Here is a 13823-nt window from a genome sequence, read left to right on the forward strand (position 1 = left end):
CGCCGGTGCCGTCACTCGGGCGCCCGCGTCGAGAGCGTCCTGGTGAACGGGGTGACAGGGCGCTCGAGGCGGGCGCCGTCCACGGTGATGTCCACCGCCTCGTTGTAGAAGGCGAGGAGGTCCTTGACGGCGCCCACCGCGGGCAGCGGCTCGGGGTAGCTCCAGACGATGTTCGGCGGGGTGCCGGGTGCATCGGCTTCTCCTCGCCACGACCAGTACGCGGCGGTCCCTTTGTAGGGGCAGCCGGTGCGGTGGTCGGTCGGTTCGAGGAGTTCCAGTCGGACGTCCTCGCGCGGGATGTAGTACCGCGTCGGCAGGCCGGTCTCGAAGAGCAGGACCGGGTGGTGGGTGTCGGCGACGACCGTGCCGTCGATCTCGACCCGCACGTGGCGGCCGCTGGTGATGGCGTCCACCCGTTTGTGCGGGTCGCGGGGGTGGATGAAGATCTCTTCCTCCTCCTCGTACCAGTGGTCCAGGCCCCGTCCGACGCGCCGGAACCACTCGAAGGCGATATGACCGGCCAGGTCGTCGGCCGGAAACGTCCAGGCCGCGTTCTCCAGCAGTTCGCCGTCGACCTCCAGGTCGTAGAAGATCCGCGAGCCGGTGTGGGTGCCCGTCAGCGGGTGCTTCGCGGGGCGTAGCAGGTCCTCGCGGACCTCCTCGCGCGGGAAGGCGTACAGCGGAACCGGCACCCCTGGCTCCCACACGAGGACGGGGTGCCTGCTGTCGACGACGCGGACGTCTCCCTTTCGGCCGCGTACCCAGCGTTCGCTCGGCTCCCACAGAAGGCCTTCGGGGGTGGTTCTGACGTCCGGGGCGGTGGGGAACGTGATCATGACCGGCTCTCCTTCGGCTTGCTCTCCGCGGTGACTTCGGCAGGTCCTCGCCCGTCGGCGTCCAGCCGTCGGGGCTCGCCTCTCCACCCTGTGGCGAGTGTTCTCGAGACCCTGATCGAGCCAAACACATCCCGGGCAGCTCAGGGGGTACCCGGCCGCCATGGCGAAGCTGCATCTTCCAGGGAGAAAAGATCACCACGGCAGGGACGAGGTACCGCCGCCGGAGGAGGTCGGCCCGGAGCCGGAGGTGGAGCGAGCGGCACCGGACAGTCCGGTGAAGCTGCCGAAGCGTGCGTGGGGCGCGGCGTTGAAGGGCGCCCTGCGCGAGTTCAAGGACGACGAGCTGGCCGACCGGGCGGCGGCGCTGACGTACTACGGGGTGCTGTCGCTGTTCCCGGCGCTGCTGGTGCTCGTGTCCCTGCTGGGCATCGTCGGCAGGTCGGCCGCGGACAGGGTGCTGACCAACCTCAGGCAGCTCACCCCCGGCTCGGCCCACGACATCATCACCCGGGCCGTGGACCAACTGCAGAACAACTCCGGCGCGGGCTCGGTCGTGGCGATCGCCGGCATCGTCCTGGCGGTGTGGTCGGCGTCCGGGTACGTGGCGGCGTTCATCCGCGCCGCGAACGCCGTCTACGACATACCGGAGGGCCGTCCGCTGTGGAAGATCCTGCCGGTGCGCGTCGGTGTGACCGTCGTGCTGATGATCCTCGCGGTCGCCGGCTCCGTCATCGTGGTCTTCTCCGGCGGCGTGGCCCGGCAGGCCGGGAGCGCGCTGGGCGTGGGAGACACGGGACTGGCGGTGTGGTCGGTCGCGAAATGGCCCGTGCTGGTCGTTCTGGTCACCGTCATGATCGCGATCCTGTACTGGGCGAGCCCGAACGCCAAGGTGAAGGGGTTCCGCTGGATCACACCGGGCAGCTTCCTCGCCCTCGTGGTCTGGATGCTCGCCTCCGCCGGATTCGCGTTCTACGTAGCCAATTTCGCGTCCTACAACAGGACCTACGGCACGATGGCGGGGGTCATCGTCTTCCTGGTGTGGCTGTGGATGACCAACCTCGCGATCCTGCTGGGTCTGGAGTTCGACGCCGAGACGATCCGCCAGCGGGCCATCGCCGGCGGTCACCCGCCGGAGGCGGAGCCCTATACCCAGCCGCGCGACACCCGCACGTGGGACGAGGAGGACCGCCGTCGGCTCGGCGACATCTGACCGCGGCCCGCGGCCGATCCGGGAGTGGTCACAGCGAGTCGAACGCAACACCGCCTGGCACCTGGGCGGCAGTACGGACCGGGGCGGTGGCGCCTCGGATCCGGTGCGCGCCGGTACCTCGGCGCAGAGAAGCCTGGTTGATTCGCAGTTGCTGCCCTGAACTGCCCGGTCGGGGGTACTCGCCTCCTCACTGACCGCCGTGGTTCGCCACAGGGCCCGGCGGTGACCGAGGAATCTGGTGGGAGGTGACGTGCCGTGTCGAGTGTGCGGTCGCAGGTGGACGGGCCCGACAGGCAGGCGCAGGGGTCCGGATCGGATCAGGTGGGTGAGCTGGTGCACCGGGCTTCGCAGCAGCTGACCGAGCTGGTCCGGGGCGAACTCCGGTTGGCGCAGGCGGAGATGAAGGAGAAGGGCAGGCACTACGGCAAGAGCGGCGGACTGTTCGGGGGCGCCGGGATCGTGGGCTTCCTGATGCTGGAGGCCCTGGTGGTCGCCGCGATCGCCGCCCTGGCCGTGCCGCTGCCGGTGTGGGCCGCGGCGCTGATCATCACCGCGGTGCTGGGCGTGATCGCCGCGGTCCTGGCTCTGACCGGGAAGAAGCAGGTCGGTCAGGCGGCGCCGCCGGTGCCCGAGCAGACCATCGACAACGTGAAGGCCGATGTGGCCGAGATCAAGAGGAGTGCCCACCGATGAGCAACCCGTCCGACCGCGAGCAGACCGCCGCCACCCCCGATGAGCTGCGTGAGCAGGTCGAGCAGACCCGTGCCGAGCTCGGGGAGACGGTCCAGGCCCTGGCCGACAAGACCGACGTCAAGGCCCGGGCCAAGGAGAAGACCGCCGAGGTCAAGGAGCAGACCGTGGCCAAGGCCGGAGAGCTGAAGGCGAAGGCCGCCCAGGCCGCGCACTCGGTCCAGGACAAGCTGCCCGACCAGGTCAAGGACAAGGCGGCCCAGACAGCCGCCCAGGTCCGGGAGAAGACCGCCCAGGCCGGGAGTGTGTGGGAGGAGAAGGTTCCCGAGCCGGTGCAGTTGCAGGCCGCCCAGGGTGCCCGGGCGGTACGGGACAACCGCAAGCTGCTGGTGGCGGCCGGGGGCGCGACCGCTCTCGCGTGGCTGATGTTCCGCCGTAAGAAGGGCTGAAGCCGGTGAAAGCCTCGAAGGTCGCCTACAAACCGGTCGGTCTCGCTCTGGGCGCCGCCGGCGGCTTGCTCGCCGGCATGGCCTTCAAGCAGGCCTGGAAGATACTCGCCCACGCCGAGGACACCCCCAACGCCACCGACGAGAACCGCAGTTGGCGCGAGGTCCTGCTCGCCGCCACACTGCAGGGTGCGATCTTCGCCGGAGTCAAAGCGGCCGTCGACCGCGCCGGTGCCACCGCCACTCGCCGCGTGACCGGTACCTGGCCGGGCTGACGTCCCGAGCCGACACCTCGTGCTGACGGCGGTCGGGGCTCAGGGGGCCCGCACCATCTGACCGACGACCGTCGGCAACAGCGCACGGAAGTCCCCGGCCGCAGCGGCACGGGGGCTTCCGGCGTTCCCGGCGACGCTCCGAAGACGCCGTGCCATGAGTCCCTTCTACGGCTCAAGGGACGTGGATGTACGGACGCATGGGGCAGACACACGCGGGTACCCCAACAACTTCCCCGTCCCCTGTGGAAGAGAGACACGTGCCCGAACGTGGTCGGCGGCGAGGTGTGTCTGGCCGAGGAGGAGATGTCGGGCATCCAGGTCGCGGTGGAAGGCCGTGTCCACTTCGGCGAGGTCACCGCCCACGGTGCACTGGACTCGATCGACGACCCCGACTCCCCCTGCTTCCTGCGCCATCAGGCCCCCTCGGCACTGCCCGAGCCGGCGATCAGGCAGCTGCACGACGTCCCGCGGCGGGTGATGAGCCGGATCGGCTTCGATGCGGCGACCTTCAGCGTGGAGGACTTCTACGACCCGCGGACCGGGCGGATCAGTCTGCCGCCGATCAACCCACGGCACTCGCAGTCGCACGCGGAGCTCTTCGAATACGTCGACGGCGTACCCACGTCAGACGACCTGCGCCGCATCGAGCGCGAGATGTGGCACGAACGACTCGAGCACACGCGCCCCCGGGTGCTGGAATGGCTGCGGCACCCACGCCGTGACGACTACTGGCGGCACGCGTCGGTCTGCGAGAACTACCGGGCGGTCCGGTGCCCGGTCCTCGCCTCCAGTGGCCGGGCCGACGGGGCCACGGCCCTTGACCGGTCGGCCGGGGGCGACTGTCGGTGGGTCCCCGCCGACAGCCCTCCTCGGCCGACCGGTCAGTGGAGGACGCTGACCGCGCGGGCGATGACGAGCAGGGAGGTCAGCAGGGCGGCGACGCTCTCGACGCTCATCAACAGCTTGGCGCGGGTGGAGAGGGGCATGGTGTCGGTGGGACTGAAGGCCGTCGAGTTGGTCACGGAGATGTACAGGTAGTCCACCAGGGTCGGAACCCAGTCCGAGGTGACGCTGGCGCCGTCCGCGACCTCCTCCACCGCGTCGCTGTTCTCGTCCTGCGAGAAGCGGAAGTCCGCCAGGGGGAGATCGCCGCGGGGCGCCTGGGTGCGTGCCACGGGGCCGCCACGGTCCAGTTCCCAGTACGTGAGCCCGAACGCGATGATGTTGGTCAGCCACACCTGTAGTGCGGCGACCAGCAGGGAACGGCCGTCCTTGACGTCGGCGTGGATCAGTTCGTGAATGAGGATGCCCAGTGCGGTGAGGTTGCTGGCCGCGATGACGAGGACGAGAGTCAGCGAGACGAACCTGATCGCCTTGGTCTGCCGGGTGAGCCTCTTGGGATTGACCGCGATGAGGGGCACCAGAAGCAGCAGTTCCAGAGCGGGCAGCACATACCGCGGAGCGACCAGCAGTTGCTGCGGCAGGGCCACGTACAAGGTGATCGCGATGAGCGTGACGACCACTCCCGGCAGCCGGGCCTCACCACGACGCTCGTGTCTGGGGTGCCTCACCCGGGCCTCGACGCGGCTCTTCACCATGGGCGATGTCCTTTCGCACTGCGTCCGACACGACGCTGATCGTCTGCCCTCTCACGAAGAATGAAGGCCGACGGCCCTCGTGAGACCCACGATCATGCACGCCGACGGGCAGTTCCCGGGCTCCCGACCCGCACCGGGCCGCCCGGACATCCACGAGGAACGGGCGTCGGTGCTCCGGTCCGCCGAACGTCGAACTCGTGACCACTGACGGCTTCCTGTTCCCCACCAAGGAGCTGGAGCGGCACCTGTCGCGACAGCCGGAGTCCGGCCCACCATGCTGCTCGCCGGAGCACGGCGGACACCGCGCGAGGCGTTCGGCGGTCCTCGGTCCGCGCCCCGGAAAAAGAAGGCGAGCGGAGCACAGCCGAACACACTTTGCATTGCCGACTCGGGTGTCAACGGGTTCACTGGTGGGATGCCGACCTTCGTCACCGCGCTGACGGGCTTCTGGCCCTCGCGTCGTGTGGACCTCTTCGACGGGTTCTGTCGCCGGGACGTGTGAGCACGCCCCCGCGGCCCGGGCGCCCCGGAGCCGCGGGCCCTCCCTCCCCCGCCCCGCACGATCCGCACCGCGCGAGAACCGAGGCCCGCCATGTCCGTGACCGATGAACTCCTGGTCAACAACGCCCGCTACGCCGAGACCTTCTCCGGCCCGCTCCCCCTCCCTCCGTCCAGGCATCTCGCCGTCGTGGCCTGCATGGACGCCCGGCTCAACGTCTACGCGATCCTCGGCCTCGACGACGGGGAGGCACACGTCATCCGCAACGCGGGCGGCGTGGTCACCCAGGACGAGATCCGCTCGCTCGCCATCAGCCAACGGCTCCTGGGGACCGAGGAGATCATCCTCATCCACCACACCGACTGCGGCATGCTGACCTTCACCGACGACGGCTTCAAGGACACGGTCCAGGCGGACACCGGTATCCGCCCGCCATGGGCCGCGGAGGCCTTCGGAGACCTCGACACGGACATCCGGCAGTCGATCGCGCGGATCAAGGCTGACCCCTTCATCGTCCACAAGGACCGGATCAGGGGCTTCGTCTTCGACGTCGCCACCGGCAAGCTCGACGAAGTCCACTGACGGCACGGGGGCGGCCTCACGCCGGCACGCAGATGGCCCGAGCGCATGGGGTACCCAGAGGCCCGGGAGGCGGGAGCCCCGCGTGAGGCCGTCCCCGTACACACGACTGACAAGAAGCTGTCACACACGCAGCGGAATGCCGGATCGGACGTCGGCGGTTCTCACTGGCATGACTGCGGGACGAGCGCTCGACGCATCCGACGCGGAGAACCACGTCGATGCCTCTGCGCGGCCGGCGCGTGAGGCCGCGGCGACGGACCCGCGGTCGGCCTGGTTCGGACAGACCTTCGGCGCGGACTCACCCCGGCTCGCGGCGACGAAGACGAAGACGAAGGAGTGCTGATGACCACTCAGGTCACGACGACGGATCTGCAGGCCTTCACCCAGAGCTGGCTGGACTGGTACCGCGCGCAGGAGGAACGCCTTGCCGACCCGCACGGTTTCCTCGCGATCACCGGTCTGCACTGGCTCGACGAACGGCCGCAGCGCTTCCCGGACGCCCCGGGCGCGTGGTGGACCGACAGCGCCGGGGTCTCGGTGGCCCTCGCTGACGGCGAGGAGCTGGTCGTGGAGGGAACCCCTGTGCGCGGGGAGCACCATTTCGGTGTGCTCCCCGAACGCGGTGGCGTCGACGCGGTGTGGGGGAACGCCGTCATCGAGGTGGCCAAGCGCGGCGGAAACGACATCGTGCGTCCCCGGCACCCGGACGCGCCGCTGCGCACCGCCTTCGCCGGAACACCCGCCTACGCACCGCATCCGCGCTGGGCGCTGACGGGTCGCTACGTCGCCTTCGACGAGCCACGGCCGACCACGGTGGGTGCCGCGGTCGAGGGCCTGGAGCACGTGTACGACGCGCCGGGCCGGATCGAATTCGAACTGGACGGACGTCCCTTGTCCTTGACCGCGTTCCCGGGACATGGCGCGGGCCGGCTGACGGTGTTGTTCACCGACGCGACCTCGGGGGTCACCACCTACGCCGCCAACCGCGCCCTCACCGTGGAGGCGCCCGCCGCGGACGGCACGGTCGTCCTGGACTTCAACCGTGCGGCGAACCTGCCGTGCGCCTACACGGACCTCGCCACCTGCCCGCTGCCACCGGCGGAGAACCGGTTGCCGGTGGCGATCGAGGCGGGCCTGAAGATCCCCCGCGAGCGGGGCGGAGCCTGAGCACGTCACCCCCTGCCGGCGGGCAGGGCACTTCGCGGAGTGCCCGCCGGCAGGCGCGGGGATGGGCTGGGCCTCGCCGACCACCGGCATCTCCGCGAGGTCGGCGGGGAAGGCCATACCAGGCAGCCGCAGCCGCAGCCGCAGCCGGATCAGCGTCCCGCGGTTGGCGCGCTTCGAGTACGTCCGTCGATCCTGCCGAAGCGGGCGAGGCAGTGCCAGACCTTCTTGAGATCCTGGAGGGCGTACCGGCCCGTGCGGGCGGCGTCTCCGATGGTCCTGGGAGTGAGTCGGCCACCGCGGGCGATCTCGGTCCCCAGATCCACGTACGCCTGGCCGCGGTAGCCCGGATGACGTCGCAGTCCAGCCACATCGATCCGGTATCCCGAATGCCATTCGACCGGGCACGGCAGGCGGTGCGACGCGGCTTCGACCTCCGTTCCGCGATAGCTGGGATCCAGCACCAGTGCCTCTACGTCACTGGCGAATCCGACCGGTCCGTGAATATGTGCCTCGATGTGGCAGTCCAGGGGATCCGCGTCCGCCGTGTCGGCGAGCTCGACGAGCGAGCAGCGGTCGGCGACACCGAAAGCGGAAGGCTCGGCGGAACTGTCGGGGTAGCAGAACGTGGAGCGCGTAAGGGCCTCGGCCTTCAGTCTGAAATACGAGGAACCGAACCGCGGTGCACCACCGAGCGGATCGCGGCGGTAGTTCAACGCGCCGTACACGGGCCGCTGGTCGGCCGCGGCGTCGTCGTACGCGCCGGCGAAGAGACGGCTCTCCCAGCGCCACCTGTCGCCGCCCGGATGAGCGGTCAGTCCCCCGTTGCTCGTCCCCGTCACGAACTGCGACCGATAGACACCGTCCTCCGCCATCCGGACCAGGATGGGGAGGTTCCCCGCTGCTCGATCGGGATGGAAGTGCATCGTCACCCGCAGGTCACGAGGAAGCGGCTCCCCCCTGGACGAGGCCGCGACATGCCGCAGAGCTCTCTCCTGAGGCGACACGGCGATGTCAGCACCCATGCGTGGAGTCTGCACGCGCCGCGGCCGGCGCCGCACTTCAATTTGTACGGCGGCCGGCACCTCGTCGCACGACGGCGAACGGCCGGCACCTCCTCGCACGACGGCGAACGGCCGGCACCTCGCACGGCCGCGTCGACCCCACGCACGGCCGCGCTGTCGCCCTGTCACCCGCACGTGATGCTGGTGCTCCGTGACCATCTGTGGTTGGCTGGCTGCATGACCGTGCTCGTGACCCGCCGCCACGTTGACTACGTGCGTGTCACCACCACGAGTTGTTCCGCCGTGAGCTGACGCTCCGCTCCGGTATCCGATCCCCTCCTTTCTCTCTCCGCCCCGTGCTGTCCGCCGCCCCCGTCCGGGCGAGGCGCCCAGCCCTGCGGTGGCTTCACCCATCCCCGCGCACCCTCCGCACCCGTACGCCGCACAAGGGAGAACCATGAGCCAGCCCATCGACTCCGTCACCGCGGGTCACACCCCCGAGGACGAGCCCGTCGGCCCCGACACCTCGGCCTGGTCCTTCGAGACCAAGCAGATCCACGCCGGCGCCGCGCCGGACCCGACGACCGGGGCGCGAGCGGTGCCGATCTACCAGACCAGCTCGTTCGTCTTCCGCGACACCCAGCACGCCGCGGACCTGTTCTCACTGGCCGAGCCCGGCAACATCTACACCCGGATCCACAACCCGACCCAGGACGTCTTCGAACAGCGCGTCGCCGCGCTCGAGGGAGGCGTCGCCGCGGTGGCACTCGCCTCCGGACAGGCTGCGGAGACCCTTGCCGTCCTGACCCTGGCGTCCGCCGGCGACCATCTCGTCTCCAGCACGTCCCTCTACGGCGGCACCTACAACCTCTTCCGCCACACCCTGCCCAAGTTCGGCATCGAGGTGTCCTTCGTCGACGATCCCGACGACTTCGAGGCCTGGCGGGCCGCGATCCGGCCGAACACGAAGGCGCTGTTCGCCGAGACACTCGGCAATCCGCGCGGCAACGTCCTCGACGTACGAGCGGTGGCGGACGTCGCGCACGAGGCCGGTATCCCGCTGATCGTGGACAACACCGTGCCGACTCCCTACCTGTTGCGGCCCCTCGAGCACGGTGCCGACATCGTCGTCCACTCCGCGACCAAGTTCCTCGGCGGCCATGGCACCACGATCGCCGGTGTCGTCGTGGACGGCGGCACGTTCGACTTCGGCGCACACTCGGAGCGCTTCCCCGACTTCAGCGAACCGGACCCCAGCTACCACGGACTTCGGTACTGGCCCGCTCTCGGTCCGGGTGCCTTCGCGATCAAGCTGCGGGTGCAGTTGCTGCGCGACCTCGGGCCCGCTCTCTCACCCCACTCCGCGTTCCTGCTCCTGCAGGGCGTGGAGACGCTCAGTCTGCGCATCGAACGGCACTCGTCCAACGCGCAGGCCCTGGCCGAATGGCTGGAGCAGCGCGACGAGGTCGCCGCCGTCCACTACCCGGGGCTGGAATCCAACCGGTGGTACGCGGCGGGTCAGCGCTATCTTCCGCGTGGCGCCGGGGCGGTGCTGGCCTTCGAACTCCGGGACGGGGTCGAGGCGGGGAAGCGGTTCGTGGACGCGGTCGAGCTGTTCAGTCACCTCGCCAACATCGGGGACGTACGCAGCCTCATCATCCACCCGGCCTCGACCACCCACAGTCAGCTGGACGAGGAGCAGTTGACCGCGACCGGCACGTCGCCGGGTCTGGTGCGCCTGTCGGTCGGAATCGAGAACCTCGTCGACCTCAAGGCCGACCTGGAGGCCGGCTTCCGCGCGGCCAAGGGCGCGTCCTGAGCACCGTACGGACGCCGTCCGCGGTCCCCCTCCCGCCGGCCTCCGGGGCCTGGCGGGAGGGGGACCCGCCCGGGCGCCGCCAGTGGCACGTCCGGGAGAAGCCGCTCGCGCTGGAGGCGGGCGGTGAACTGCCGGGCGTGCGGCTGGCGTTCGAGACCTGGGGACGGCTCGCACCGGACCGGTCCAACGCCGTGCTGGTCCTGCACGCGCTCACCGGCGACAGCCATGCCGCCGGACCAGCCGGACCCGGACACCCGACACCCGGCTGGTGGGACGCACTCATCGGAGCCGGGCGGGCCCTGGACACGGACCGCTGGTTCATCGTCGTCCCGAACGTGCTGGGTGGCTGCCAGGGCAGTACGGGGCCGTCGTCACCCCGCCCCGACGGGCGCCGCTGGGCCGGAGACTTCCCGTTCCTGACCCAGCGCGACCAGGTCGCCGTGGAAGCCGGCCTGGCGGATGAACTGGGCATCGCCCGCTGGGCGTTGGTGATCGGCGGTTCCATGGGCGGAATGCGCGCGGTGGAGTGGGCCGTGACGGATCCGGAACGGACGGGCGCGCTCCTGCTGCTCGCCACCGCCGCGGCGGCGAGCGCCGAGCAGATCGCCTGGGCGAACATCCAGCTCCACGCCATCCGCGCCGACCCGCACTGGCGTGCCGGTGACTATCACGACGCCGGCCCCGGCCGCGGACCGCACGCGGGGCTCGGCCTGGCTCGTCGGCTCGCCCACGTCACCTACCGCAGCGAGGCGGAACTGGCGGCCCGCTTCGGCCGGAGTCCACAGGACACGGAGGACCCGTGGACCGGCGGCCGCTACCAGGTCGAGTCCTACCTCGACCACCACGCCGACAAGCTGGTGCGGCGATTCGACGCGGGCAGCTATGTCACGCTGACGCACGCCATGAACAGCCATGACGTCGGCCGCGACCGCGGTGGCACGCGCGCCGCCCTGCGCCGCGTGACCGCCCGTACGCTCGTCGCCGGGGTCGACTCCGACCGCCTCTACCCGCCGACCCAGCAGGCGGAGTTGGCTGCCTCGATCCCCACCGCGGACCGCCTCCGGCTGATCGAATCCCCGTACGGCCACGACGGTTTCCTGCTCGAGGTGGAACAAGTCGCCGCGCTCGTCCGTGAACTCGTCGGCTAGGCCGTTTCGTTTGGATCATCCGCTCGTTCTCCCGGTCATGGGTCCGGTGGTGGCGCGATCCGCGAATGCGGGTTTGACTTGACCCGCGTCCGCCGCACCACCCTCATGGTCAGACCGATCCCGGCCGGTAGCGGAGACGGAGAACGCTGCCACGCTAGGAAGCTCGTGCGTCGTGGCTCTCGCGATTGGCGAGGACTTGTTCCATGTGGGTCTGGGCCCACTGCCTGAGCCCGCGTGTCAGGTGGTGGAGTGAGAGGCCGAGGTCGGTCAGCTCGTAGGTGACGGTGACAGGGACCGTAGGTGTCACGGTGCGGATGAGCAAGCCGTCGCGTTCGAGAGCCCGTAGGGTCTGGGTCAACATCTTCTGGCTGACGCCAGCCAGTAGCCGGGCCAGCTCGGAGTAGCGCATCGCCTTCGGGGCGTGCGATGCGCCGGACTGTTCGGGTGTGTCACCGCCCAGTGCACACAGGATCAGGACGACCCACTTGTCTGAGATCCGGTCGAGGAGCTGACGGCTGGGGCACACCGCCAGGAACGCGTTGTACTCCGCCTTGGCCTGCGCTTTCTTGTCGGCCTTCGTCGTCACTGGTCTCGCCTCTCACCTTTTGGGGTGTTACGCACTTCAGAGTGCCTACTTCCCGGCAGGAAGTTCCTCTCCAACACTGATGCAAGGGGGCTGGAGACACCACCCCTTGCATGAAGTGAAAGGCACCACCATGAACACGCCCTCCGCACCTCTTCCCGGCGGAACCTGGACGCTGGGTGACTCGTCCGTCACCCGGTTCGGCTACGGCGCGATGCAGCTCGCCGGCCCGTGGGTCATGGGGCCGCCCACCGATCACGACGGCGCTCTGGCCGTGCTGCGCGAGGCAGTCAGCCTCGGGATCACCCACATCGACACCAGCGACGCCTACGGACCGCGCTTCACGAATGAGCTGATCCGTGAAGCGCTGCACCCCTACCCGGAGCCGCTGTTCATCGCCACCAAGGTGGGTGCGACCCGCGACGCACAGGGGGGCTGGCCCACGGCCCGGCGCCCCGAAGACCTGCGCAAGCAGGTCCATGAAAACCTCGAATCCCTCGGCGTCGATACCCTCGACCTGGTCAACATGCGCATGGGCGACGCTCAGGGCCCGCAGGCCGGCTCGATCGCCGAAGCGTTCGAGACGCTCGTCGACCTCCAGCAAGAGGGACTGATCCGCCACCTCGGCGTCAGCAATGTCACCGGAGAGCAGGTCGCTGAGGCGCGCAGCATCGCCCCGATCGTGTGCGTGCAGAACATGTACAACCTCGCCCACCGCCACGACGACGACCTCGTAGATCATCTCGCCGCCGATGGCATCGCCTACGTGCCGTTCTTCCCTCTGGGAGGCTTCACGCCGCTACAGTCCGAGGCCCTCTCACAGGTCGCGAACCGGCTGGGGGCGACGCCCATGTCGGTCGCGTTGGCCTGGCTGATTCAGCGCTCGCCGAACATCCTGCTCATCCCCGGTACTTCGTCCACCGCCCACCTGCGCGAGAACATCGCAGGCGCCGATCTCTCCCTCTCGGACGAGGATGTGGCCGAACTGGACAGCATCGGCCACTGAACAACACACAGGTCACCAAGTGAGACCGCGCTATCGGGCGGACCCGAGGAAGATGCCCGCGATGTGGAGGCCGGCCAGGTGGATGGTGGCGGTCTTCTCGTAGCGGGTGGCGATGCCGCGCCACTGCTTCAAGCGGTTGATGCACCGCTCGACGGTGTTGCGTAGCTTGTACGCCTCCCGGTCGAAGGCCGGTGGTCTGCCGCCCCGGCTGCCCCGGCGTAGCCGGTGTGTGCGCTGGTCAGCGGGGACGGGGATCACTGCTCGGATGCCGCGCTTGCGCAGGTGGTCGCGGATCGCGCGCGAGGAGTACGCCTTGTCGGCCAGGTTCAGGTCCGGCCTGGTGCGGGGCCGTCCTCGCGGGCGCGGGACACGCAGGCGGGCCATGACATCGGTGAAAGCGGATGCGTCACCGGCCTGGCCCGCGGTGAGGACGAACGCCAGAGGTCGGCAGCGAGCATCGGCGGCGAGGTGGATCTTCGTGGTCAGTCCGCCGCGGGACCTGCCGATGGCGTGGTCGCCGGGTTCGGCGGCCGGGGCCCCATTTTTACGGGCCCCGGCCGCGTATTGGTGGGCCCGCACAATAGTGGAGTCCACCGACACGGCCCAGGCCAGACTGTCGTCCGCGTCGGCCTGGGTTACCAGGGCGGTGAACACGCGCTCCCAGGTGCCGTCGACGGCCCACATCCGCAGCCGGTTGTAGACGCCTCGCCAGTTGCCGTATCTCTCCGGCAGATGCACCCACTGGGTACCGGTTTGGAACTTGTGGGCAGTCGCGTCGCTCACCTCACGGTGATCGCGCCCAGCGGCCACCCCGCTTCGGCATCCGGTCCGGAAGCAGCGGCTCGATCCGCGCCCACTGCGCGTCAGTCAACGGCACACCCAGACCAACGACCGCCTGATCCAAACGAAACCGCCTAGTAGTGCTTCGTTAGGTTCTTGGTCTGGTTCTGCTGGTTTTGAGGG

General features: G+C 69.6%; 14 protein-coding genes and 3 pseudogenes. 12 read left to right on the forward strand and 5 right to left on the reverse strand.

Features of this window, described 5'->3' with window-relative positions; translation table 11 throughout:
* Positions 1–11 precede the first annotated feature (11 nt).
* On the reverse strand, positions 12–836 hold the full coding sequence (locus OG199_RS01000) for a DUF427 domain-containing protein (RefSeq protein ID WP_405827321.1): 825 nt from the start codon (positions 834–836) through the stop codon (positions 12–14).
* Between the two features lie 160 nt (positions 837–996).
* On the opposite strand from OG199_RS01000, the gene OG199_RS01005 reads away from it, so the two are divergent.
* The 6 genes and pseudogenes from OG199_RS01005 to OG199_RS01030 form a co-directional block, all read left to right on the forward strand.
* Positions 997–2046, forward strand: a complete 1050-nt coding sequence (locus OG199_RS01005; protein WP_401810638.1) for a YihY/virulence factor BrkB family protein — start codon at positions 997–999, stop codon at positions 2044–2046.
* A gap of 264 nt (positions 2047–2310) precedes the next feature.
* Positions 2311–2739, forward strand: a complete 429-nt coding sequence (locus OG199_RS01010; protein ID WP_401810648.1) for a phage holin family protein — start codon at positions 2311–2313, stop codon at positions 2737–2739.
* On the forward strand, positions 2736–3185 hold the full coding sequence (locus OG199_RS01015; protein ID WP_356806244.1) for a DUF3618 domain-containing protein: 450 nt from the start codon (positions 2736–2738) through the stop codon (positions 3183–3185). Before OG199_RS01010 ends, OG199_RS01015 begins: the two co-directional genes overlap by 4 nt.
* Positions 3186–3190: 5 nt before the next feature.
* A complete protein-coding gene (locus OG199_RS01020; RefSeq protein ID WP_266706814.1) occupies positions 3191–3457 on the forward strand; it encodes a DUF4235 domain-containing protein in 267 nt (88 codons plus the stop codon).
* A gap of 270 nt (positions 3458–3727) precedes the next feature.
* Positions 3728–4078, forward strand: a pseudogene (locus OG199_RS01025) (biotin carboxylase); the annotation flags it as partial.
* Between the two features lie 27 nt (positions 4079–4105).
* Positions 4106–4264: pseudogene (locus OG199_RS01030) on the forward strand (CocE/NonD family hydrolase); the annotation flags it as partial.
* 74 nt (positions 4265–4338) lie between these two features.
* Here OG199_RS01030 and OG199_RS01035 read toward each other — a convergent pair.
* A complete protein-coding gene (locus OG199_RS01035) occupies positions 4339–5055 on the reverse strand; it encodes a hypothetical protein (RefSeq protein ID WP_401810641.1) in 717 nt (238 codons plus the stop codon).
* A 592-nt stretch (positions 5056–5647) separates the two neighbouring features.
* Between OG199_RS01035 and OG199_RS01040 the strand changes: the two genes are divergently transcribed.
* From OG199_RS01040 to OG199_RS01050, 3 genes and pseudogenes are all read left to right on the forward strand, one after another.
* Positions 5648–6136, forward strand: a complete 489-nt coding sequence (locus OG199_RS01040; protein WP_356806247.1) for a carbonic anhydrase — start codon at positions 5648–5650, stop codon at positions 6134–6136.
* Positions 6137–6305: 169 nt separating this feature from the next.
* Positions 6306–6452: pseudogene (locus OG199_RS01045) on the forward strand (LLM class F420-dependent oxidoreductase); the annotation flags it as partial.
* Between the two features lie 26 nt (positions 6453–6478).
* The gene (locus OG199_RS01050) at positions 6479–7303 is read left to right on the forward strand and encodes a DUF1684 domain-containing protein (protein WP_405827325.1); all 825 of its coding nucleotides are present in this window, start codon (positions 6479–6481) and stop codon (positions 7301–7303) included.
* A gap of 149 nt (positions 7304–7452) precedes the next feature.
* On the opposite strand, the gene OG199_RS01055 is transcribed toward OG199_RS01050, so the two are convergent.
* On the reverse strand, positions 7453–8226 hold the full coding sequence (locus OG199_RS01055; RefSeq protein WP_405834382.1) for a DUF3626 domain-containing protein: 774 nt from the start codon (positions 8224–8226) through the stop codon (positions 7453–7455).
* A 535-nt stretch (positions 8227–8761) separates the two neighbouring features.
* Here OG199_RS01055 and OG199_RS01060 point away from each other — a divergent pair.
* Both OG199_RS01060 and OG199_RS01065 read left to right on the forward strand, forming a co-directional pair.
* Positions 8762–10123: a bifunctional o-acetylhomoserine/o-acetylserine sulfhydrylase gene (locus OG199_RS01060; RefSeq protein WP_405827327.1), complete on the forward strand. Its 1362-nt coding sequence runs from the start codon at positions 8762–8764 to the stop codon at positions 10121–10123.
* Positions 10120–11271 carry a homoserine O-acetyltransferase gene (locus tag OG199_RS01065; protein ID WP_405834384.1) on the forward strand — a complete coding sequence of 384 codons (1152 nt, stop codon included), beginning with the start codon at positions 10120–10122 and terminating at the stop codon, positions 11269–11271. Before OG199_RS01060 ends, OG199_RS01065 begins: the two co-directional genes overlap by 4 nt.
* Before the next feature lie 154 nt (positions 11272–11425).
* Here the strand turns inward: OG199_RS01065 and OG199_RS01070 are convergent, their stop codons facing one another.
* Complete coding sequence (locus tag OG199_RS01070; protein WP_356806254.1) at positions 11426–11857, reverse strand: helix-turn-helix domain-containing protein; 432 nt, start codon at positions 11855–11857, stop codon at positions 11426–11428.
* Between the two features lie 130 nt (positions 11858–11987).
* Between OG199_RS01070 and OG199_RS01075 the strand changes: the two genes are divergently transcribed.
* Positions 11988–12860 (forward strand): aldo/keto reductase family oxidoreductase, encoded by an 873-nt coding sequence (locus OG199_RS01075; RefSeq protein WP_356806256.1) that lies wholly within the window; start codon positions 11988–11990, stop codon positions 12858–12860.
* A gap of 30 nt (positions 12861–12890) precedes the next feature.
* Here OG199_RS01075 and OG199_RS01080 read toward each other — a convergent pair.
* A protein-coding gene (locus OG199_RS01080) for an IS5 family transposase (RefSeq protein WP_405827330.1) occupies positions 12891–13764 on the reverse strand; the annotation gives its coding sequence in 2 pieces (ribosomal slippage) (positions 12891–13658 and positions 13660–13764; 873 coding nt in all).
* Positions 13765–13823: the final 59 nt, after the last annotated feature.

The organism is Streptomyces sp. NBC_01176 (assembly GCF_045039825.1).
Taxonomy (GTDB): domain Bacteria; phylum Actinomycetota; class Actinomycetes; order Streptomycetales; family Streptomycetaceae; genus Streptomyces.